The following is a 297-nucleotide window of genomic DNA, read 5'->3' as shown; positions in this document are numbered from 1 at the left end:
GTTGACTTTGGAGCGAGAATCTACTGGCGTTGTAGTATTACTTGCTAGGGCTATATCTTTGGCTGATTCTTCAGTCAATCCGATGTGAATCGTAACTTTTACCCTGGCTTCGGTTAGGTCATATTTGTAATTTTTCGCTTGCTCAAAAGCTAAAACTGTATGCCCTCCGTTGATAATACCGTCGCTACCGCCCTCGTTAGCTTCTAAAACTTCTAGCTCTAGTTCAGTTTTGTTCTTGACAGGTTTAGCAATATTAGCTGACAGAACGATTCCACTGTGGCGAGAGAAGAATTTTGC

1 protein-coding gene is annotated in these 297 nt (G+C 42.1%); it reads right to left on the bottom strand.

Annotated elements, in window-relative coordinates; genetic code table 11:
- A partial coding sequence (locus tag ACEYW6_RS36815) for an AIPR family protein (protein WP_412983696.1) occupies window positions 1-297 on the bottom strand: 297 nt, incomplete at both ends.

The organism is Nostoc sp. UIC 10607 (assembly GCF_047228265.1).
Classification (GTDB): domain Bacteria; phylum Cyanobacteriota; class Cyanobacteriia; order Cyanobacteriales; family Nostocaceae; genus Nostoc; species Nostoc foliaceum_A.
The sequence above is the reverse complement of the archived record's forward strand: the minus strand, read 5'-3'. Positions and strand labels throughout refer to the sequence as shown.